The organism is Paenibacillus sp. B01, assembly GCF_009649995.1.
Lineage (GTDB): Bacteria > Bacillota > Bacilli > Paenibacillales > Paenibacillaceae > Paenibacillus_O > Paenibacillus_O pasadenensis.
Genome location: NZ_CP045802.1, coordinates 5,688,078 through 5,709,697, shown reverse-complemented (window position 1 = coordinate 5,709,697; position 21,620 = coordinate 5,688,078). Strand labels below are relative to the sequence as shown.

General features: G+C 58.7%; 21 protein-coding genes and 1 pseudogene. 19 read left to right on the top strand and 3 right to left on the bottom strand.

From position 1 onward, the window contains the following. The first annotated feature begins 11 nt into the window (after positions 1-11). Positions 12-887: pseudogene (locus GE073_RS26000) on the top strand (YheC/YheD family protein). A gap of 44 nt (positions 888-931) precedes the next feature. On the opposite strand, the gene GE073_RS24385 reads toward GE073_RS26000, so the two are convergent. Continuing rightward, positions 932-1,279, bottom strand: coding sequence for a cupin domain-containing protein (locus tag GE073_RS24385; RefSeq protein WP_028600143.1), 348 nt, complete (start codon positions 1,277-1,279; stop codon positions 932-934). Between the two features lie 24 nt (positions 1,280-1,303). Further along, positions 1,304-2,683, bottom strand: coding sequence for an aminotransferase-like domain-containing protein (locus GE073_RS24380; RefSeq protein ID WP_043111721.1), 1,380 nt, complete (start codon positions 2,681-2,683; stop codon positions 1,304-1,306). Positions 2,684-2,794: 111 nt separating this feature from the next. Here GE073_RS24380 and GE073_RS24375 point away from each other — a divergent pair, with 111 nt between their 5' ends. The 4 genes from GE073_RS24375 to GE073_RS24360 all read left to right on the top strand — a co-directional run bounded on the left by GE073_RS24375 (position 2,795) and on the right by GE073_RS24360 (position 5,447). Continuing rightward, entirely contained in the window at positions 2,795-3,211 is a 417-nt protein-coding gene (locus GE073_RS24375; protein WP_028600145.1) for a GNAT family N-acetyltransferase, read from the top strand. 143 nt (positions 3,212-3,354) lie between these two features. Next, positions 3,355-4,266: a copper amine oxidase N-terminal domain-containing protein gene (locus GE073_RS24370; RefSeq protein ID WP_028600146.1), complete on the top strand. Its 912-nt coding sequence runs from the start codon at positions 3,355-3,357 to the stop codon at positions 4,264-4,266. Between the two features lie 141 nt (positions 4,267-4,407). Then, complete coding sequence (locus GE073_RS24365; RefSeq protein ID WP_153784584.1) at positions 4,408-4,839, top strand: VOC family protein; 432 nt, start codon at positions 4,408-4,410, stop codon at positions 4,837-4,839. Positions 4,840-4,856: 17 nt separating this feature from the next. Beyond that, a complete protein-coding gene (locus tag GE073_RS24360; protein WP_153784583.1) occupies positions 4,857-5,447 on the top strand; it encodes a TetR/AcrR family transcriptional regulator in 591 nt (196 codons plus the stop codon). A gap of 11 nt (positions 5,448-5,458) precedes the next feature. Here the strand turns inward: GE073_RS24360 and GE073_RS24355 are convergent, their stop codons facing one another. Beyond that, entirely contained in the window at positions 5,459-6,817 is a 1,359-nt protein-coding gene (locus GE073_RS24355) for an MATE family efflux transporter (protein WP_153784582.1), read from the bottom strand. Positions 6,818-6,957: 140 nt separating this feature from the next. Here GE073_RS24355 and GE073_RS24350 point away from each other — a divergent pair, with 140 nt between their 5' ends. The 14 genes from GE073_RS24350 to GE073_RS24285 all read left to right on the top strand — a co-directional run bounded on the left by GE073_RS24350 (position 6,958) and on the right by GE073_RS24285 (position 21,594). Next, a complete protein-coding gene (locus tag GE073_RS24350; protein ID WP_153784581.1) occupies positions 6,958-7,641 on the top strand; it encodes a TetR/AcrR family transcriptional regulator in 684 nt (227 codons plus the stop codon). Further along, positions 7,638-7,790: a hypothetical protein gene (locus GE073_RS24345; RefSeq protein ID WP_153784580.1), complete on the top strand. Its 153-nt coding sequence runs from the start codon at positions 7,638-7,640 to the stop codon at positions 7,788-7,790. The genes GE073_RS24350 and GE073_RS24345 overlap by 4 nt, the downstream gene beginning before the upstream one ends. A 47-nt stretch (positions 7,791-7,837) precedes the next feature. Further along, positions 7,838-8,194 carry a nucleotide excision repair endonuclease gene (locus tag GE073_RS24340; protein WP_028600151.1) on the top strand — a complete coding sequence of 119 codons (357 nt, stop codon included), beginning with the start codon at positions 7,838-7,840 and terminating at the stop codon, positions 8,192-8,194. A 216-nt stretch (positions 8,195-8,410) separates the two neighbouring features. Continuing rightward, positions 8,411-8,743, top strand: coding sequence for an ArsR/SmtB family transcription factor (locus GE073_RS24335; protein WP_028600152.1), 333 nt, complete (start codon positions 8,411-8,413; stop codon positions 8,741-8,743). A gap of 65 nt (positions 8,744-8,808) precedes the next feature. Then, positions 8,809-10,401: an MFS transporter gene (locus GE073_RS24330; RefSeq protein WP_052333512.1), complete on the top strand. Its 1,593-nt coding sequence runs from the start codon at positions 8,809-8,811 to the stop codon at positions 10,399-10,401. 33 nt (positions 10,402-10,434) lie between these two features. After that, a complete protein-coding gene (locus GE073_RS24325) occupies positions 10,435-11,037 on the top strand; it encodes a sugar O-acetyltransferase (protein ID WP_028600153.1) in 603 nt (200 codons plus the stop codon). A 44-nt stretch (positions 11,038-11,081) separates the two neighbouring features. Beyond that, entirely contained in the window at positions 11,082-11,861 is a 780-nt protein-coding gene (locus GE073_RS24320; protein ID WP_028600154.1) for a nitroreductase family protein, read from the top strand. A 171-nt stretch (positions 11,862-12,032) separates the two neighbouring features. Further along, entirely contained in the window at positions 12,033-13,199 is a 1,167-nt protein-coding gene (locus tag GE073_RS24315) for an ROK family transcriptional regulator (protein WP_028600155.1), read from the top strand. Positions 13,200-13,224: 25 nt separating this feature from the next. Next, positions 13,225-14,244, top strand: coding sequence for an ROK family protein (locus GE073_RS24310; RefSeq protein ID WP_043111722.1), 1,020 nt, complete (start codon positions 13,225-13,227; stop codon positions 14,242-14,244). Positions 14,245-14,302: 58 nt separating this feature from the next. After that, positions 14,303-15,514, top strand: coding sequence for an MFS transporter (locus GE073_RS24305; protein WP_084137507.1), 1,212 nt, complete (start codon positions 14,303-14,305; stop codon positions 15,512-15,514). Positions 15,515-15,547: 33 nt separating this feature from the next. After that, positions 15,548-17,767, top strand: a complete 2,220-nt coding sequence (locus tag GE073_RS24300) for a helix-turn-helix domain-containing protein (protein ID WP_028600158.1) — start codon at positions 15,548-15,550, stop codon at positions 17,765-17,767. A 322-nt stretch (positions 17,768-18,089) separates the two neighbouring features. Continuing rightward, the gene (locus GE073_RS24295; protein ID WP_052333514.1) at positions 18,090-19,703 is read left to right on the top strand and encodes an extracellular solute-binding protein; all 1,614 of its coding nucleotides are present in this window, start codon (positions 18,090-18,092) and stop codon (positions 19,701-19,703) included. 142 nt (positions 19,704-19,845) lie between these two features. After that, a complete protein-coding gene (locus tag GE073_RS24290) occupies positions 19,846-20,688 on the top strand; it encodes an ABC transporter permease (protein WP_052333529.1) in 843 nt (280 codons plus the stop codon). A 33-nt stretch (positions 20,689-20,721) separates the two neighbouring features. Continuing rightward, complete coding sequence (locus GE073_RS24285; RefSeq protein WP_028600161.1) at positions 20,722-21,594, top strand: carbohydrate ABC transporter permease; 873 nt, start codon at positions 20,722-20,724, stop codon at positions 21,592-21,594. The last annotated feature ends 26 nt before the right edge of the window (positions 21,595-21,620 follow it).

The following is a 21,620-nucleotide window of genomic DNA, read 5'->3' as shown; positions in this document are numbered from 1 at the left end:
ATTGCCTCGTAATGGTGCCAATCCAGAGGTTATATCATCGGAACGGGTGCATCTGCCGTGACCTTTCTCCGGGAAGGGATGTACATTATCCTGAGCAGCGATGCAAAGGAGACAATGGGATGCGTGGAAAAGGCAGCGGGAGCATTTCCCTGAAGAATAAATGGATAAAGACAAAATGGCTGCAGTCCAACCGCGACTTGAAGCCGTTTGTTCCGGATACGAAGCTTTTTGATCGATCCGCGCTTGTCCAAATGACAGGCCGGTATGAACGGGTATATTTCAAGCCTACAACCGGGACAGGCGGCAACTGAATCGCGCGGATCGAGAAGGCCCCTTCGAAAACGTTCCGGTTGAAAATCAAGACGAGAACGGTTGCCGTCCGTTCGATGGATGATTTATTCCGCGAATTGAAAAAGACCGCCCGCGGCAGGAGCTACCTTCTTCAGAAGGGCATCTACCTGAAAACCTCGAACGGCAGGCCGTTCGACTTGCGTACGATGGTACAGAAGTCGAAACGGGGGAAGTGGGTCGCCACCGCCATATTCGTCAAGCTTGGTCTGAAGAATAAAGTGGTCACGAATTATCATCAAGGAGGACGCCTTGCTCTTGTAAAGCCGACGCTGCTCCGGGCAGGCTGCACGGCGGCGGAAATCGAGGACTATTTGCGAAGATTGAAGACGCTGGGTCTGAAGACGGCCCGATGCTTTGAAGGGAAAAGCCGGCGCTTCAAGGAGCTTGGTCTGGATGTGGCTCTCGACCGCAAAGGGCGGCTATGGATTCTGGAGGTCAACACACGTCCAAACTTTTACGGGCTGAAGACGCTGCCCGATAAAAGCCTGTACAGAACCGTCATTCGCTACGGCGCGGGATACGAAAGAACGAAATGAGCAGCAGGTAGACAAAGCATAGGGTCATCCTCCAGAGGATGGCCCTACTCCTGCTGCGTATCCAAGCCGCTCGTAACGGTAGCCGTCTTCTCTACGCAAAGATTGACCGTCCTCTCCTTGGACCAGGTCCGGTGCATGACGCCTTGCGGAATCGTGAACGACTCGCCTGGCTTCAGGCTCACCGTCTCTCCCTCCAGGTCGATGTAGAGCTCTCCCTCCAGCACGAGGAACAGCTCATCGCCTTCATCATGCTTATGCCAATGGAACGGCCCGTTCATGACCGCGATGCGCAGCGCATGGTCGTTCACCTCGCTGACCATCCAGTTCTTGTATTCCGACACGCCTCTCGTCAGCTCAAGCAGGTTGATCTTTTCAAGCTGTCCGGTTTTCATTTGCGTTCACCCTTTCGCATGAAGTCAGATCCAAGCAATCGCCGATCGGCCCGGTCCGGTCGGCCTTCCCCGGCTCGCAAGCTCGTCCGCCGTCTGGCCGATGAGCCGGATGCCCTGCTCGATCTGGTGTTCGTTCGTGCGGATGATGCTGAGGCGCCAGCTGTTCGAGCTTCCCGTGCCGGGCAGGTAGCAGGGCGTCGTGGGGAAGACGAGCACGTCCTTCTGGCGAAGAGCCGCGGCCAGCTCCTCTGCACCGGGATGCTCGGGCAGCTCGAGGCAGGCGAAGATGCCGCCTCCGGACGGGCTTAGCCGGAAGCCGCCGCTCAAGTGCCGGCCGCACGCCTCCTGCAGCGCCATCATCCGGCTGCGATAGCGATCCTTCACCATGGCGGCGTGGCGCTGAAACAATCCGCTGCCCAGGTGGATCTCCAATGCGGCCTGGGACAGGGCGGCCGTGCTCAGGTCGCTCATCGACTTGTACCTTCGGAACATGGGGACGAATGCCTCCGGCAGCACGGCGGCGCCGAGCCGCAGGCCGGGAAGCATCGTCTTGGAGAAGCTGCGGATGTAGATGACGCGGCCCGACCGGTCGTAGCTGAAGATTGGATCGGACTTGCGGTCCGTCTCCAGGTCGGCGAGGTAGTCGTCCTCCACGATGTACACGTCATGCCTGTCCGCCAGGTCGGCGAGGGCCTCTTTTTCGCGGCGGGACAGGCTGGTGCCGAGCGGGTTGTGGTAGCGGGGAACCGTATAGAAAAAGCGGATAGAATTGCTCCGGAAATGCCGCTCCACTTCCTCCAGGTCAAGGCCGGATTCCGTTCGGGGAATTCCGATCGCGGTCGCCCCGAGGAGATCCAGCGCCTTCAGCATCCCGGCATAGCAGGGCTGCTCGACCAATATCGTCGATTTCCCGTTCGGAAACGGCATGGACGCAAGCAAGTGCAGAGCCTGCTGGGAGCCGGAGACGACGCAGATCCGCTCAGGCCCGGCAAAAACCTGGGCGGCGGCCAGATGGCGGGACAGCGCTTCGCGCAGCGAGGGGAATCCAAACGGATCTCCGTAGGCGAACAGCTGGTCGCCGTACAGCTGCACCGCCCGATTCAGCCCATGCTGCAGCTCCTCGTACGGGATGAGGCCCGGATCGGGAGCGGCCGCGGCAAAATCGATCCGTCCTTGCGGCGGATCGTCGGACGGGGAGGAGCGGACGAGGACGTAGTGGCCGCTTTTGGGGACCGAGTAGATCAGATGCTCCTTCTCCAATTCGTCGACGGCCCGGATGACGGTGTTCTTGCTGCATGCCCACTGCAGGCTGAGCTCCCGGATGGACGGCAGCTTGGCTCCCGGCTTGATCGCTCCGCTGTTGATCTGCTGCTTCAGCCCGTCCCTTACCTTCGCATACTTCATGATCCTCCGCCCCGATCTGTATGGGTATAGAACTGTCCTAATTCCGTATTCGGCTTCAACTGGAACCATTATACTGAACCCATCTCGATCTTGAACAGGAGGAACTTGTCGATGGAATGGATTCCGGGCGATCTGCCTTACCGAATGAGCGACCGTACCGAGGAGCTGCAGCCGGACGTGGTTGTCGGCTTGCTGCAGGGCAGCTACTGGGCTGCGGATAGGTCGAAGGAGACGATCCTGGACAGCTGGCGGGACTCGCTTTGCTTCGGGGTTTACGGCGAGGACGGAGTCCAAGTCGCGTTCATGCGCGTCGTGACCGACGGAGCGACCTTTGCCTGGCTGTGCGATGTCATCGTCGTCCCGGAGCATCGGGGAAAAGGGCTCGGCAAATGGATGATGTCGGTTCTGATCGGCCATCCTCGCCTTCGCGGCACGGCGATTCATCTCGGCACGCGGGACGCGCATGGATTGTATGAGCAATACGGCTTTGAGCGAAGGGAAACGATGGTCCGCCGCGCGGTGCGATAAGCCGATTAAGGAGCCGCTCGCCGTTACTTAAACGCTTAGCAAATGAGCAACAAAAGATTCCACAGCCTCGTTTTACAGAATGGATGTCGCTGCCGATAGCGCCTTAATCCAGACGATATTCCAAATTCAAGGAGGCGAGGCTTGTGGGTAAAAAAAGACTTTTAAGCAGCTTAATAGGAGTTGCGATGCTAGCTGCAATGGGAAACAGCGCATTCGCAGCGGAAGCTCCTCTTCATCTCAACGTCAATGGAACGAAGCTTGCCGATCAAAAGCCGGTCATCATCGACCAATCGATCTTGGTGCCCATTCGGACGATTTCCCAGCTTCCTGGCTTTCATGTGGATTGGGACAACAAGAGTAAGACGGTATCCGTGACAAATGGAAGCACGCAGGACGTTCTCAAGCTGACCGTCGGCAAAACGAAGGCTGTTTTAGGGGCCAGCACCGTAACCGTCAGCGTTCCGCCCCGAAACATCGGCAGCTCCGTCTATGTGCCGCTGCGTTTCATTGCAGAATCGCTGAATGCTTATGCAGCATGGGACGCAGAATCCAGAACCGCCGTCGTATATCCCTTTCCCGCAAGCGAGGAGTACAAAAGCGAGGATCTTGCCGCCTCCCGGCAGGCCGTTTTGGGATTGCCGAAAATCAGCTTGAAGGACCATTTGGGCTTCACGCCGGATGTTCGTACAACCACGTATTATTTCCCTCAAAACCAGTCGCAAAAATTCTTCATTCAAGAAGGAGAGTACATCCGCTATTTCGAGGTGGAAAACGGCGCCGCGTGGCAGCGGTGGGAAGGGCAAGCAGGCGCCAAAAAAGCCGGCGAGCGCGATGCAGTGCCGAATTTAGTTCCAGCCGTAAAAGGCGAATGGGGAAAGCGTCCCGCTTACAGCGGCGCTTATGTTTATTTCATGCATGAATGGATGGCAGGGGAAGTAAGGTACGGGCTGCTCGATGAGACTGGAGAAGGTACGGAGCTCGGAAGTAAAGAAGGCGTATTCGACCAAGTGATAATTTTCCCGATCGATGGCGAAAAGGGAATGGAGTTGAGATGAATCAACAAAGGACACCTCTAGTCGGGTTCCTCCTCGCGAGGAGAACATGCTGGAGGTGTCTTATGGTTTAATCAATCTATTTACATACATACAGTATGTATGTTAATGTGAAAGCATTCCAAGCCGAAAGGGGCATTTCGCATGAAAGCATCCAGTTTCTATCCGGTCCTGTTGACGGATCAGGTTCGTTCTACGGCGTCGTTTTACGAGGAGCACTTCGGCTTCCAAAAAGTGTTCGAGGCGGACTGGTACGTCAGCCTAAAACTGTCCGGCGAGAAAGTTTCGTACGAGCTGGCCGTCCTGGACGCGGCGCATCCCACGATTCCGGAGCCGTACCGGAACCGTACGAACGGACTCATTCTGAACTTCGAAGTGGAGGATGTCGATGCCCAGTACGATCGCCTCATCCGCGATGCCGGGCTGCCGCTGGCGCTCGAGCTCCGGAGCGAGGACTTCGGCCAGCGGCACTTCATCACATCCGATCCGAACGGCGTGCTGATCGATGTCATCACCGTCATCCCTCCTTCGGACGGATACAGCGAGCAGTATTCCGAACAAATTTGGAACGAATAATAGAAAGAGGACTGCCTGTGAAAAGAAGCAAGGAAGAAGCGGCGGAAACGATCCGCAAGCTGATGGAGGTCGCCCGGAGCCATTTTGCCGAACATGGCTATGCGGAGGCGGCATTGGAGTCGATCGTGCAAGAGGCGGGCCTGACGCGCGGGGCGGTCTATCATCATTTTCGCAGCAAGAAGGATCTGTTCCGGGCGGTGCTCGCCGATGTCCAGCAAGACGTCGCGGAGAGGGTGGAGAGCGAGGCGGCGACCAGCGAGGAGATGGGGGAGCAGCTCTACTTGGGCTGCCGCGCGTTCATCCTGGCGGCGATCGAGGAACGCAACCGGCGCATCCTGCTGATCGACGGCCCGGCGATCGTGGGCTGGGAAGCATGGAGAGAGATGGACCGCCATCATTCCATGCGGCTGCTGAGAGAGCAGCTCGGCCTGATGCAGGAGCACGGCTATGTTCGGCCCATGCCCCTCGACGCTTTGGTCCACTTCATTTCGGGCGGCCTGAACGAGACGGCGCTGTGGCTTGCCGGTGCGTCGGTGGAGCCCGACGCTCAGGAGGAGACGATGAAGATGCTCGCATTCCTGCTGGATGGACTGAAAAAGCAAAGCTAGCGCCGATAGGACTACCCTCCCTGCACGAGACCTTCCAGATCCGGCTGCAGCTTTTTGCGCAGCGCATACAGCAGGATGGCTCCGACCAGGAACGCGGCCGCATCCGCGATGACGAGCGACCAGACCACGCCATGGAAGCCATGCAGCCGGTCGGCGAAGTACAGCACGGGAATCAGGGTAATTCCCTGGATTACGGACATAATAAACGCTGCGGTTCCTTGCGCGGTCGCCTGGAAGATGCCGACGAACAACGTGGTCAGGCCGGTGATGAACAGCGACAGGAACGTCACATGCAGGATATAGCTGCCCATCTCGATCAGGTGCGGGTCATGCGTGAACCATCCGATCAGGTGGTCGGAGACGAGGTAGACGATGACGCCGAACGAGGCGGCCAGCGCCAGGATCGTCTTGATCGTGAAGCCGATCGTCTGCTTCATGCGCCCTTTGTTCGCGGCGAAAGAGAAGGCGATGAGCGGCACGACTCCTTCGCATAAGCCCATCAGGATGAACTCGGGAAATTGCAGCAGCCGGGAGGAGATTCCGTAAGCGGCAACGGCCGGGTCGCCGTACTCCACGAGGTAATGGTTCAGGATAAGCGACATCGCCCCGAGGAAGACGCTCATGATGAAGACGGGAACGCCGATTTTGAACACGTTGGCCAAAATCTTTCGGCTTGCCTTGAACCAGCGGGCCGAGACGGTCAGGAACCGGCTCTTGACTCCGATATGATAGGCGTAGAACGCGCTCGCGACCCCGTTGGAAACGACGGTGGCGGACGCGACGCCGACTACGCCCCAGTCGAGCACGAAGACGGCGATCGCATCGAGCGCGATGTTGACGGCTACGCTCAGCATCATGCCGGCCATCGAGGTGACGGCCGCGCCCTCGGCGCGCACGATGTTCTCCAGCGTGAAGAAGAGGACGACCAGCGGCGAGCCGATCAGCATAACCGTCACATAATCCTTGGTGAATCCGAACGAATCCGGCGTCGCCCCGAGGCTATGGACGATCGGATCGATCAGCGGGAGGCCGATCGCCATGACGATCAGACCGAGGACGAGGCTGCTGTAAAAGGCGAAGGACGAGACCTGCTTCGCCTCGTCATAGCTCCTCTCGCCCAGCAGGCGGGAGATGAAGGTGCCGCTGCCCATCCCGATCAGGTTGCCCAGCGCCATGATGATCGCGAACAACGGCAGCGTCAGCGCGAGCGCGGTCAGCATGGCCGTGTCGTGGAGCGTCCCGAGGAAGTAGGCGTTCAAGATGGAGTAGATGACGCTCATCGACGTGCCGAGCATCATCGGGACGGCGAAGTGGGCGACGGCTTTGGCGATCGGGGCTTTCTCGAAATAGTGAAGGTTTTCTGCATCCATGCGGATCCCGGCTTTCTAGGTTTATTTTTTTGAGATCAATCTAACGGCGTTAGGTTGTGCCTTACAGTGTTAGATGATATCATGGCCTTATGAACCTGTAAAGCATAAACTTACACCGTTAGATAAAAGGCGGGTGCCAGATGAAAAAGCAGCAGCCTTCGATTTCGGAGGACAAGATTCTCGGGGCTTCTTGGGAGCTTCTCGGCGAGGAGGGCATCGAGAAGTTCAGCATGAGGCGGCTGGCCGAGCGGCTGGGCATTCAGGCGCCCTCGCTCTACTGGCATTTCAAGAGCAAGCAGCAGCTGTACCAGCGCCTGGCCAACCAGGTGTCGAAACGGATTCTGGAGGAGTTCCGCTCGGACGGGGACTGGAAGGAGCAGCTGGCGGCGCTGGCCGCCACGGTGCGGAGCGTGCTCGGCCGCTATCCCTGCTCGACGCAGCTCATGATGATGACGCTGCCCCACGAGCCGGACATCATCCGGTTCACCAACCGCATGCTGCTCTGCGTGGAAGAGACGCCGCTGGAGCAGGAGCAGAAGATGCAGGTCGTCACGACGCTGGTGAACTACGTCTTCTACTTCGTGCTGGACGATTACCAGCATGAGCGGAACGTCTCCGCGATGCTGCAGGACAAGGGCGCCGCTCCGGGCGACGAGATGATCCGCCTGCTCGATTCCATGGACGACGCGGAGGCGGGGCTGTTCCGGAGAATGTTCACGAACGGGCTGTTCGAGCTGATGGGCACCGACCGCGCGTTCGAATTCGGAGTGAAGCTCATTTTGCTCGGGATCGAGCAAGTCATGGAAGAGCAGGCGAAGCCATGAAGGCCGCATCCGGCAGGATCGACAAGCAACTGCGGCTGCGCGGCGAGCTGGTCGAGTGGATCGAGGCGATGCGCGAGTCGAGAAGACCGCGTTCATGGAGCCAGGCGGACCCGGAGGAAGCGGGACATGCGCGGAAGAAGCGGGTATAATAGCAGAAGGGCAAGCGGCACAGGCCCAGCAGAAGGAGCGAGCGCGCATGATCCAAATTACCATTCCAAAGCCAGACGTGACCCTATACAAGGAAAAGGATCCTCAGTCCAGCCATATTTACGGGTTTACGGATTTCCATCGGATCACCAGGGAAGAAGGCGGAATCTTCCTGTTCTACAACGACAAGGACGAGCTGCTGTTCGTCGGCAAGGCGCGGAAGCTGCGCCCCCGCATCAAGAAGCATTTCGAGGATGCTTCGTCCGTCATGAAGAACCATCGCAGCGAGGTCGCCAAGATCGAGGTGTGCCTGATCGAGGAGCCCATGCACCGGGAAATCTACGAGACGTACCTCATCAACCAGCTCAAGGCCAAGTACAACATCGAAAAGGTGTTCTATAAATAAGGACGGCAAAAAGGAAGGCCCCCCTCGGAGGGGGGCCTTCCACCGTTTTGCTGATTTTCAGCAAGCGCTTCGTTCATGTCAGGCTGCAGTGGATGACGGGCACGGGCCATGTCCCCGTAGCGGACCTGCGGCTCCCAGACAGCCATGCGGCCATGGATGAAAGTTTTTGTTTACATGTGCACACGGATGCATATAATTAAGGTAGGCGGTGAGAGGATGGGACTTGGCCACGATCCGAGCAGGTGCAAGAAGCTGATTGAAGACAATATCGATATTGAATTCTACCGAGCCGTTTTCGACCCGGTCCGAAGCGAGCTGCTGGTCTTCCTCTCCATCTACGGGGAGATGGCCATCGGGCAGATCGCCGAGCACTTTCCCCAGAACCGGTCCGTCATCTCTCGCCATCTGGACTACATGAACCGGTTCGATATCGTGCAGAGAAGGAAGGAAGGCCGGGAAATCTACTACAAAGCCAACCAGCACGTTGTCGTAGACAAGTTCGAGAAGACGGCGAGCAACATGAAAGCACTCCTGAACCTGCAGTCCTAGGGTGCTTTTCTTTTTGATCAATAGGTGCATATGTGTGCACAAAAACATGAAAAGAGGGACAACGAATGGAAAACCGTTCTCGAAAGTGGTGGGTTCTGATCATCGTCAGCCTGGCGGTGTTCATGGCCATGCTGGATCTCACCATCGTCAATGTCGCGCTGCCCGATATTCAACGAAGCTTCGCTTCCGATTTCTCGAGTTTGCAATGGGTGCTGAATGCTTATACGCTGGTTTATGCCGCCATGCTGCTGCCGATCTCCAAGCTGGGCGATGTCATAGGACGCAAAAAAGTCTTTCTGATGGGACTCGGCTTGTTTGTCATCGGCTCCTTGGCCAGCGGACTCGCGCCCAGCGATGTCTGGCTGAACCTGTTCCGAGGGTTGCAAGGCATCGGCGGCGCGGCGATGATGTCCCTGTCGCTGACCATCGTCACCGCTTCTTTCCCCGACAGGCAAAGGGGACTCGCGCTCGGCATCTGGAGCAGCGTGGTCGGTCTGGCGATCTCCGCCGGACCGCTTATCGGCGGCGCTCTGGTGGACAGCTGGGGCTGGCGATCGATCTTCCTGATCAATCTTCCGTTCGGCATCGCGGCTATTTGGGCAGGAATGTATTTCATTCAGGAGAGCGCTCGGAACCGCAAGGGGAAGATCGACTATCTGGGCTTCGCCTTCAGCACGGCGACGATCTTCACGATGGTGCTCGCCTTGATCCAGAAGGAAATGCACCCGGGTTATTCCTGGACAAACGGGCCTATCCTAGGCTTGTTCGGCGCATCGCTGCTCTTCTTCATCGCGTTTATCGTGACCGAGCGGAAAGTCGATCAGCCGATGATCGAATTGTCGATGTTCAAAAGCGCGTCGTTCAACGGCGCCAACATCGCGGCGTTCGCTTTGGGAGCGGGACTGTACGGGGGATTCACCTATCTCACGATTCTGATGCAGAATTATATGGGCTATTCCGCTTTTGAAACGGGAGCGAGGATGCTCTTGATCAGCGGATTCACCTTGGTGCTGGGGCCGGCGGCCGGAGTCCTATCCGGAAAAATCGGCAACCGGTGGCTGATCAGCGGAGCGCTGCTGATCGGGGCGATCGGAGTCCTTGTCATTCGCCAACGCATCCAGGTTCCGTTGGAATGGAGCCATCTTCTGGCGGGATTCATCCTTCTCGGCATCAGCAACGCTCTGGTCAATCCGCCCATCGCCAACGCCGCGATGAGCTCCGTCGACAAGAGCCAGGTCGGCATGGCGTCGGGCATGCTGAACGTCTTTCGGCAGGTCGGACTGTCCTTCGGCGTGGTCCTGCTCGGGATCAAGCTGACAGAAGGATATCGCGAGTCGCTGGGCAAGCAGGTTGCGAAGCTTCCGGACATCGACGTAGAATCAAAGAACAAGCTGCTCGAGCGGCTTCAGGAAGCGGGAGCTTTTGCCGGATCGCATCTTTTCGACCGCGGGCAAGCGGGGGCATTCCAGGCCCTGCCTGCTTTCCAGGACGCGAAGCCGATCGTGTTCCATGCGTTCAACGCCGGCATGAAAGAAGCGAGCCTGCTCATGGCCGTCTTCCTGCTGATCGGAACGGCGGCGAGCGCAGTTTTGATCCGCAAGCCCTCGCAGCGCGAGCAGGCTTTTGGGGATAAGCAGGAATCAACCGGTCGATCCTAACGCCTTGGTCAATCAGAATGGGAGGATATGTACATGACGCCTTATGAAAGAATGCACTCCGGCGGGCTCTACAACAGCGGGAACGAGGAGCTGCTGAGCGAGCAGCGCGAATGTCTGGAGCGGCTCTATGACTTCAATGCGACGCGTCCATCCGAGGGGGAGAAGCGCGCGCAGCTGATGAAGCGGATGTTCGCCGAGCTGGGCGAGGGCTGCTACATCGAGCCGCCGTTCCACGCCAACTGGGGCGGCAGGCACGTCCATTTCGGGAAGGGCGTCTATGCCAACTTCAACCTGACGATGGTGGACGACACCCATATCTATGTCGGAGATCACACGATGTTCGGTCCCAATGTCACGGTAGCGACGGCAGGCCATCCCATCGTGCCCCATCTTCGGGAGCAGGTGAGCCAGTTCAACCTGCCGGTCCGCATCGGCCGGAACGTGTGGGTCGGCGCCGGCGCGGTCATCCTCCCGGGAGTCGCGATCGGCGACAACACCGTCATCGGCGCCGGCAGCATCGTGACGAAGGACATCCCGGCGAACGTCGTTGCCGTCGGCAATCCGTGCCGCGTGCTCCGGGAGATCAACGACCGCGACAAGGAATTTTATTACAAGGACCGGAAGATCGACGCCTAGTGTGAGCCAGGCCGGAGGAAGACCCTATTAGGAGAGTGGATGCAATGGAATTTAGCGACGTCCTGCACGGACACCGATCGATCCGCCAGTATCAAGACCGCGAGGTGAGCCCGGAGCTGCTCGAGCAGATTCTGGACGCCGGCATCCGAGCCTCGTCCAGCGGCAACATGCAGTCCTATTCCATCATCGTCACGCGGGACAAGGAGCTGAGGCAGAAGCTGTACGCCGCCCACATGGAGCAGTCCATGGTCGTGGACGCCCCGGTGCTGCTGACCTTCTGCGCGGATTTCAACCGGATGCGGAAATGGCTGGCGATGAACGATGCGCCCGTCCATTTCGACAACTTCATGAGCTTCATGATCGGCGCCATCGACGCCACTCTGGCTTCGCAGAACTGTGCGCTGGCTGCGGAAAATGCCGGCCTCGGCCTCTGCTACATGGGCTCGACGCTGGCCAACTGCGACCAGATCGGCGAGCTGCTGAACCTCCCGCCGAATGTCGTGCCCGTCGTCGGGTACTCGCTGGGCTACCCGGCCGAGGATCCCGCCCGCCGCGACCGGCTGCCCCGGCATGGTCTCGTCCATGACGAGCAGTACCGGGACTACTCCGACGAGGACATCGTGGAGATTTACCGCGAGCGCAACGAAAAGGGCTGGAAGCGCTACATGGACGTTCCGAGCCTGAAGCGGATGACCGAGGAGATGGGACTGGAGAATCTCGCCCAGATCTACACCCGCGCGAAGTATACGAAGGAATCCCATTTGGAGTTTTCCCGGACAGTGCTGGATTACCTGGAGAAGCAGAACTTCATGAATCATCGGTAGGACGGCGCACGCCGGGCTGGAACTCGGAATCTCGCATGATGCCGTCCTCCCGGCATGGCGGGCGCTCGATTCCGGCCTTCCTTTTCGACGCATATCTATGCAGAAACGGGGAGTCGGTGGTATAGTGCTTATATAGTTAATTAACTTTACTAACTTAAAAGGAGGCTTAAGATGGCATACACTCCACAGTCGATGCGCACATCCAACGACAACGTCATTCTCGACGCTGTCATGGAGCGAGGAAGCCTGTCGCGCGCGGACATCAGCCGGTATACCGGGCTCAGCAAGCCTACGGTATCCGCTGCGGTCGAGCGTCTTATCGCTCGCCGGCTCGCGGTGGAGACGGGCCAGGCGGACAATGCGCAAGGCCGGAAAGCGACGCTTGTCAGCTTCAACGAGCGGGGGCATTACACCTGCGGCATCGACCTTGGAGCGACCCGGATCCGGATCGCCTTGTGCGATCTTAGCGGCAGGCTCCTCGGGTACGATGCCTGTCCGATGCCGGCGGACGCGACCGGCGAGGAGGCGCTCGCGCTCCTCAAGAGCAGGGCCGATTACCTGCTGTCCCTGAACGAAGTGACGTGGCAGCAGCTCAAGCATATTTGCGTCGGCGTGCCGGCAGTCGTGCTGCCGGACACAAGTCAGATCTCGCGCATCGTTGCGCCGCTCGCCGGTCTGCAGGAGTCGTTCGCTCTCGAATCGCTATCTGCGATATTCCCGTGCGAGGTCACGATCGAGAATGACGTCAATCTGGCCGCGCTCGGAGAACAAAAGCAAGGAGCCGCGCAGGGCGTGGGTCAATTTGCCTTTTTTTCGATCGGTGCGGGCACGGGCGGCGGGATCGTCGTTGACGGGCGCCTGTTGAAAGGCCATGACGGGCAAGCCGGCGAGTTCGCCGAGATGCTGCTGCCCGATGGCTCGCGGCTGGAGACGGCGTTGTCCGCGCAGGGCTTGATGACGCTCGCGGCGCGCGTGCTCGGCGAGCGGGACGACGAGGAAGCAAAGGCGCTTGCCCTTCATTTGTCGCCCGAAAAGCTGTTCTCGGCAGCAAGGCGAGGGGAAGCGGCGGCAGTGGAAACATTGGAGGCCTACGGCCGCCTGATCGCTTGGGCCGTTCATAATTTATGCGCCGTGCTGGCTCCTGAGATGGTCGTGCTTGGCGGCGGTATCGGGGGCAGGGGCGATCTGCTGCTGCCGATCTTGCATCGCCATCAGGCGGAGGGGCTGGCGAGGGGAACGAGGCTGGTCGCCTCCGGGCTGGGCGATCGGGCGGTCGTTATTGGCGCGTCGCTCTTGGCGCGGGAACGAGCGGTTGAATCGCTTCGTCTGGAGTTGTAATCGAACTAAGGGGGGAGGGCGATCCATGAGTACATTGGGCAAGGGAACGTTGGGGCAGGCAGAGGGGGAATGGCTTGCCGGCATCGATGTTGGAGGGACGAAGACGCTGATGATGCTGTCTCCGATCGCTTCCGGGGGGCCGACGATTCAACGCAAGATCGGAACCCGTACGAGCGGCTCGCCGGCGGAATTCATCGATTGGCTGTTCGCGGAATTAAAGCAGTTCGGAGAGGATTCGGGCATTCCCTATGCGCGCTTGGTCGGGGTCGGCATCGGATTCCCGGGCATCATCCAGGATGCGCGAGGCATCCTGCTGAACGCGCCGGCATTCCATTGGCCGCAGCTGGATATCCGGCCGCTGATACGCAAAGTCTACGCCGGCCGGATCTATCTGGACAATGACGTCAATCTGGCGGCGATCGGCGAGCATGCCGAAGGAGCGGCGCAGGGCTGCGACGACTTCGCGATGATCACGGTAGGGACGGGCATCGGCTGCGCGCTGTTTTTAGACGGCCGCCTATACGGCGGACACGAGGGCGGGGCGGGCGAGATCGGGCATCTGATCGTCGGCGATGCCGGACTCGAAGGCCGCGCAGGCTCCGATCCGAACGAGTTCGGCGTGCTCGAGCAGATGGCTTCGGGTACAGGCATAGCGCTTCAGGCCCGCAGGAGATTCTCCGAGCATGACGCCGATCCCTCTTCGGCTGTGCTCGAGCTGGCCGGGGGCGACCAGGCGCGCATCGAGGCCAGGCATGTGCTGGAGGCCGCCAAGGACGATGACCCTGAAGCCCTTCGCGTCATGGACAGGGCGCTAGGCTATATGGCCCGCTGCATCGCGAATATTGTCGGCCTGCTCAATCCGGCGTTGGTCATCCTCGGCGGAGGCGTGGCGGCCGCCGACCCGGATTATTATCTCGGCGGCATTGCCGAGCGGCTCGCCGGGCTTACGGCTGTGCCGGTAGCGCTCGCGCCTGCCCGCCTTGGCAACGAGGCTGGCGCAACGGGCGCGCTCGTCGCCGTCCGAGCCAAGCTGTCTGCACGCTGATTGACCGGCGCGCTAGCAAGAGCCGGATTCTGAGCCAACGGATGGAGTGGAGTTTAGGATGGGAAGCCTGCTAGCACCGGCTCGCCAAACAAAGATACGAGCCGATAAAAAAGCCAGAATCGTCTTGCTCAAGCTTCAGGGACTTTATCTGTTCATGGGGCTGGCCGGAGGGATCTTCAACCCTTACGTGAATCCACTACTCGTGAAACAGGGCTTTTCGAGCCAAGAAACCGGCCTCGTCATGGCCTTCGGCACACTCGTTTCGATTGTGCTGCAGCCGGCATGGGGGATGCTGGCGGACCGGTTCAAAATGACGCGATCGATTCTGATCGTCAGTCTTCTTGTCCCTTCGTTCGCCGCTTATTTCTATAATATCAAGTTGTATCTCTTCCTTATATTCATTTATACTCTTTGCACGATATTTCAAGTGACGCAGTATCCGGTAGCGGATTCCTATGCCGTAACCGCCGCGCGGGAAGCCCGCACCTCCTACGGCGTCATTCGGTTATTCGGAAGCATCGGCACCGGAGTAGGCGGTTATGCAGCGGGTCTGTATTTGTCGCAGTTCTCGATCCATATGCTGTGGCTGCCCTTTCTGGCGTTCAACGCGCTCAGCGCCGTTCTGGCCGCTGCGCTTCCGAGCCGGACCGACGTATCCGGGAGCTCGACCGCTTTTACCGCCGGACTGTGGGAGCTGCTTCGCAACCGGTCGTTTGCTTTGTTTTTGCTGGGCTGCTTTCTGGTCAATCAGACGCTTACCGCGTTCAATTCCTTTTTTGTCCTGTCCTTTCAGGCTGTGGGAGGCTCCTACGCGCTGACCGGCATCGGTCTGCTTCTCGCCTCGACGACGAACGTGCCCTCGATGCTGATGGCTTCATCCGTGCTGAGGAAGTGGGGATTCGAGCGTACGCTGCTTATCGCCTCGGTTGCGTATATGCTGCGTTGGGGAATTCAGTGGATATGGCCGACTCCCGGGGTGATGATCGGCGTGCAGGTGCTGCACGGCTTGTCCTTCGGCTTGTTCTATATCGCGGCGGTCGAGTACGTAGCCGCGATGACGAGCGCGGAGTCGCAAGCGACCGGGCAGAGCTTGTTCAATATGGTGTTCATGGGTCTTGGCGGCATTATAGGGAACATGCTGAACGGCTATCTGATGGACGCGGGAGGTCCGACGGCGATGTTCCTTGCCTGTACGATCAGCGCAGGGCTTGGCTCAGCCGTGTTGCATGCCGTCAGCAGGCGCGCGCGACGCAGCGGAGCGTACAGCTAGAGGATCGCGGAGGGAGGAGAGTTGAAGTTGAACATGAAGCGGAATTGGTACGCCCGGATGCTCTATTCGTATTTCCCTCTGTTCCTGCTGACCATCTCCGTCCTCGTCTTCCTGACTTTCTTGATTGTGAACGAGCTCTCGCGCAAGGAAACGCAAAAGGCCGATCTTGTTTCTACCCGCTATATCGCAGACACGATCGACCGGACGTTGGGCGATATCGAGCTGCGGCTGCTCGAAGAGATCGCTTCGGCCAAGCTGTACAATGATTTTCTCGAGCCGGGACCGGAGCAGCAGACCATTTCGTTTATCTATGATGCGGCAAGCGGACTTCGGAAAATGGTCGACCGTCAGGACAAGATCGCTTCGGTCTATCTCTATCGGGCCGCCGATTCCGAGGTGCTGACTACGAGAGGGATGACGTCGCTGATGGGCTTTGGAGACGCGGAGTACATCACCGAGTCTCTTCAGCGCCGCGGCGAGACCGGTTGGAGCGCCCCTCGCGACTACAAGGAAAGGTCGAGCGATTCGGCCGAAAAGGTCATCAGCATGAACAAGTGGCTGCCGTTGCCGTTCGGAGGGGAGGGGCTGCTCGTCGTCTCCGTGCGCATGTATGCGATTGAGCAGCAGATCGACAGCATGACGAATGATCAGCTGTCGTTCCTGAGACTATGGGATGATGAGCGCAATCTGCTGTACGTGGCCCACGGGCGCGAAGGCCTCAAGGGCCACACCTTGAACCGGCTCCGTTCCGAGAAGAGCGGGTGGACGTTCGAGAGCGGCATTCAATCCGGACAACTGTATGCTTGGGTATCGCTGATCTCTTATGTCTGGATCGGAATCGGCCTGCTGACCATCGTCGGCGCCATCATCGGCCTGCTCTACATCACGAAACGCAACTATCGCCCGATCCAGCTGATCCTGAACCGGATCCAGTCGATGCAGCTGCGCCCGGACGAGAACGAAGCCGCATCGTCCGTCAAGGACGAGCTGATGATCATCGATCGGGCGCTGGAGCGACTGATCTCGCAGACTGTCGACTACGAGCAGCGGCATCATGAGAATCTGCTCGTCCAGCGCAGGCAGCTGCTGCTTGATATCGTGGAGAGCGGGGAATCCAATTCGGCGCGAGCACGGCTGGGCCAGCTGATGCCGCTCGAAGAAGCGTACCTGGAGCCGCGCAGCCTGACGGTCATGATCGCCGAGTTGAACGGCGACGATCTGAAGCCGGATCAAAGCTTGTTGAAGCTGGCCATCATGAACGTCGTGAGCGAGATGGCGAACGGCGAGCAGATGGGCGGTTGGGCGGAATGGTTCAGCGGTCGGCGTCTCGTCGCCGCTATCGCTTCCGTCAACGAGGAGGCGCCCAGTCGGGAGAAGCTGTCGGAGCTGGCGAGGCAAGTGCGCGAATGGATTATCGAGCACTTCGGACTCTCGTTCACAGTGGCCGTCGGCCATACGGCTCCGAGCTGGGATGGCGCGGCCGGCTCCTACGCCGATGCGAATTCCGCCTTGCAGCGCAAGCTCACGACCGGTCGAGACATCCTGCTGATCGAGCGGATGCCCGGGGGCTCGGAGCTGCACGCGCATCCGTACCTGCAGCTGTTCGCGGATTTCGTCCGCGAATTCCGCTTGACGAGCGATAGCTGGCGGGAGCGGCTTGATGAGCTGTTCGCGGCGTTCGGCTCCGACCAGCTGAGGGATACCGAGATCCGCATGCTGCTGCAGGCGCTGATCCAGATGCTGGCCCGCGAATTCGGCGACCTGTCCGAGCGCCTGCACAGCCAGTTTGCCAAGGAAGTTCTCGCCCGTATGCTTGGAGAGATTCAACGGGCGGCGACGATGGCCGATGTGCAGGCTATTCTTCAGGAGTGGCTGAAGGAAGTGTACCGCAATTATGTGGCCATCAACGAGATGAAGAGCCACCGAGCGATGATCAGCGAAATGAGGACTTATATCGAAGAGAACTTCGATAACCCGGATTTATCGCTGAAGAGCCTTAGCGATCGGTTTCAGATTTCCGGCAAGTATGCCAGCTATCTGTTTAAGGAAGAATACAACATGAAGTTCGTGGACTTCCTTCTCCAACTGCGCGTCGAGCGGGCGTGCCGGCTGCTCGTAACGACCGACTGGACAGTGCAGGACATCGCGCTGAAGGTCGGCTATGCCAACTCGATTTCCTTTGGCCGCGTGTTCAAGCGGGTTACGGGAGTTACTCCCGGCGAATATCGCAAGAAGAAAGGACGGAGCGAATAAACCGAATGTCGTTCGTCCCGGCTGCGCAGCGCCCAGCCGCCCGTGAGGGCGGTTTTTTTGCGTACCGGCAAGGAAATCAGGACAGCTCAGCTTGAGCTTTCCCGATGACTTTCCCGATGAATGGATATGAAAATCGTTTAAGGCTTCGCGATTCCTGTTTATATGTTAGGTTTTATAACCATTTCCTCCGATGAAAAGCCATATGAAAATCGTTTATTGAGCAAACAAAAAAAGAGATGTAATAATTAGTGACATCCCGAGGCGCCGCTAGGCGGAGCTTGCGGGAGACGACTATCCATAGCAGGAGAGGGGAAGAGTCAAGATGAAATGGCTGCATAAAAGATCTGCAGGCAAGGCGCTGGCCGCAGCAACGGCGCTGACGCTGCTGTTGTCCGCCTGTTCTTCCGGAGACGATTCGTCATCCGGTTCCACAGGTTCCGCAGATGCCGGCTCGACGAAGAGGACAAAATTAAAAGTGGAGATCTTCGATCGCGGCAATACGCCGTCCGGCTACACGATCTCCGACAGCTACCTGACGCGGCTCGTGCAAGAGCGCTTCGGCGATCCGAACCATATCGACGTCGAGTTCGTGCCGGTCCCACGTTCCGAAGAGGTGCAGAAGCTGAACGTGCTCATGGCGAGCGGCTCGGAAGTTCCCGACATCGTTTTTACCTACGACTCGGGAACCTTCAACCGTTATGCGGAGCAAGGCGGCCTGACGGAGCTCTCTTCCCTTCTCGACCAATTCGGTCCGAATCTTAAAGCGTTTCTGGGCGAGGATACGCTGGCTTACGGTCAATACAAGGGCAAGCAGCTGGCCGTGCCCGGACGCCGTCTGGTGCTCGGCAAGTACGCCTCGTATATCCGCCAGGACTGGCTGGACAAGCTCGGCCTCCCCGCCCCGACTAACGCCGACGAGCTCTATGCGACGCTGAAGGCGTTCAAGGAAAAGGATCCAGGCGGCGTAGGCAGCAGCATCGTGCCGTTCGGCATGTCGATCGCCTCCGCTCAGTACGAGCCGCTCATCTGGTCGTTCATCAAGCCGCTGACCGAAGAACAGCGCTATACCCTGACCCAGCAGCTCGGTTCAAACGACTATCCGACCTTGCTGCCCGGCTTCAAGGACGCGCTTCAGTATATGAATAAGCTGTACAACGAAGGACTGATCAGCAAGGACTTCGGCCTGGACAAGGATAAGAAGAAGCTGTGGGAAGACATGCAGAGCGGCAAGGTCGGATTCTACAGCGAAGATGCGGGAGAGCTGTACTTCGTCGCCAACGGCTCCTACAAGAACTTGCAGACGAACGTGCCGGGCGCCGTCATGACTCCGATCGACGCCTTCAAGAACAGCGAAGGCAAATTCGCCAAGCCGGCCTATGCGCCTAACGCCATGTACGTCATGATTCCGAAGTCCAGCCAGAACGCGGAGGCAGCGGTCAAGTATCTGGATTGGATGGCTTCCGGCAAGAACCTCTTCGACATCCAGTTCGGCGTAGAGAACGAGAACTATACGATGGTCGACGGCGTGCCGGTCGTCAAGGAAGACGCCACCAAGGAAGCAAGCGACCGCATCTACAACTTCGGCGATATCGGGATCATCGTCAACGGCAAATACGCGGGCAGCGACGAGAAGAACGAAGCGGCCTACATCGCGCAGACGCCGAAGGAATATCAGGCCGACATGCGCAAGTCCGTCGAGATTTCGAACACCGACACGATCGCGCCGGTTCGGTTCGATCATCCGATCGAAGCCGAAGCCAAGTATGGCAGCAGCCTGAGCGACAAGTTCCAGGAATTCATCGTCAAGGCGACCATCGTCAAGCCGGCCAGCTTCGAGAGCGTGTACGAGAGCATGATGAAGGATTATATGGCGAGCGGCGGTCAGGCGATCCTGGACGAACGTACGGCAGCCTACAAGGAAATGTCCGGCAAGTAATCGTGTCATGCATGATTCAAACTACGTCGCCGTCCGCACGGATGCACGCCGATCCTGCGGACGCCGGCCCGTTTGAGAGGAGGATCCGCAGGTGGTATATATCCGAAGGTACTGGCAGCTGTACGCGCTGCTCCTATTGCCGATGGCTTACTTTTTGATTTTTCGCTACGGCCCGATGTACGGGACGCAGATCGCGTTCAAAGACTTCAATTTCTTCCAGGGAATATCCGGAAGTCCATGGATCGGCCTCGACGCCTTCCGCGAAGTGTTTGCGAACCGGGATTTCTTCGATGCGCTTCGCAACACGCTGATGCTTAACCTGCTCGATCTGGCCGTCTCCTTCCCGGCCCCGCTCCTTCTCGCGGTCATGCTGTACGAGATGCGCTCCGCCTGGTTCAAAAAGCTGGCGCAGACCGTATTATATGTCCCGCATTTCATCTCCTGGGTCATTATCGGCGGCATCGTGCTTCAGGTATTCGGCACGCAATCCGGGTTCATCAACAATATGCTGACGGGGCTGGGCTTCGACGCAGTGCCGTTCCTGTCGGACAAGAACTACTGGCTGATCACCTATCTCGCGGTCGGCGTCTGGCAGAGCGCGGGCTGGGGGACGATCCTGTACCTGGCTGCCATGATGGGCATCAACCGCGAGCTGTTCGAGGCGGCCGAGGTCGACGGCGCCAGCCGCATGCGCCGGATCTGGCATATCACGCTGCCCGGCATCAAGCCGACGGTCGTAACCCTCCTCATCATCAATTTAGGCAACATGGTCTCGATCGGTTTCGACCGGCCGTTCATCATCGGCAACGTTGCCGTCCGCGATTATTCGGACGTGCTCAGTACATTCGTTTACCGCGTCGGCCTCCAATCCGGGCAGATCACGCTCGCGACGGCAGTCGGCCTGTTCCAGGCGGTCGTCGGCCTGATCTTTCTGCTCGGAGCGAACTACGCTTCTCGCAAATTAACGGACGAGAGCATTCTCTGACCGTCCCGCAGACATAAGGAAAGGGGTCGTATTATAGTGGAACGCTCGCCTGGGCGGTTGTTCGATGCCGTCAACTATGTTCTCGTGCTGCTCGCGATCGTCGTATGCCTCGCTCCCTTCATTCATATCATCGCGATCTCGCTCAGCTCGGGCCGGGCGATCGGATCGGGCGAAGTCTCGTTCCTGCCCGTCGAGCTTACGTTCGAGGCGTACGTCAAGGTCTTTTCCGATCCATCCATGATTTCCTCGCTCGGCTTTACGGTTTTCTTGACGCTTCTCAGCACCGTTCTAAGCATGGCCGCGACGATCGCGGTCGCTTATCCGCTCTCGAAGCGCGCGCTCAAGGGCCGCAGATGGCTCATGCTCGTCATCGTCATTACGATGTTCTTCAGCGGGGGCATGATTCCCGAGTACATGCTCGTTCGCAATCTGCACCTGCTTGACGAGATTTGGGCGCTGGTGCTGCCTGCTCTTGTCAGTCCGTTCTACATGATCATTCTGATCTCGTTCTTCCGCGGCATCCCGGACAGTCTTGAGGAGGCCGCCGACATCGACGGCAGCACGCAGCTCGGGACGCTGGTGCGCATCATCCTGCCGTTGTCGCTGCCGGTTTTGGCCACGCTGAGCCTGTTCTATGCGGTAGGCCGATGGAACGGCTTTCAAGATGCGCTCATGTACATCACCAAGCCGGATTTGTATCCGCTTCAGCTGAAGCTTTACCAGATGATCCAGCAGAACCAGGTATCCGAGCTGATGCAAAACGAAGGCGTCGGCGCCGTCAAGATGCTGCCGGAGAGCTTGAAGGCCGCCAGCGTGATCTTCTCTTCGATTCCGATTCTGCTCGTCTACCCGTGGCTTCAACGCTATTTCGTGAGCGGGGTCATGGTCGGAGCGGTCAAGGGGTGACGGAGGATGGGAGATGACGCCACTAA